This window comes from Paraburkholderia sp. SIMBA_030, assembly GCF_046535245.1.
Lineage (GTDB): Bacteria > Pseudomonadota > Gammaproteobacteria > Burkholderiales > Burkholderiaceae > Paraburkholderia.
Genome location: NZ_JAWRXB010000715.1, coordinates 1 through 266, shown reverse-complemented (window position 1 = coordinate 266; position 266 = coordinate 1). Strand labels below are relative to the sequence as shown.

Below are 266 nucleotides of genomic sequence, written 5' to 3'. Positions count from 1 at the left end.
ACTGCCGGCCAAGGTCGGCGTGTCGCTGGTGATCTTGCTCAAGGGCTACGTGCTGGGCATCGTGCTGGCCTTTGGATTGACCAGCCTGGCGGTGTCGACCCAGCTCGGTCGTGACCTGCTGGGCACCTTGACCTCCATGTTCAACCCCCTGCCAGCAATCGCCTTGCTGCCGCTGGCGCTGCTGTGGTTCGGCCTGGGCGACAACAGCCTGATCTTCGTGCTGGTGCACTCGGTGCTGTGGGCGCTGGCGCTGAACACCTACGCGG

1 pseudogene is annotated in these 266 nt (G+C 65.0%); it reads left to right on the top strand.

Features of this window, described 5'->3' with window-relative positions:
* A pseudogene (locus SB772_RS41810) lies at nt 1–266 on the top strand (ABC transporter permease); the annotation flags it as partial.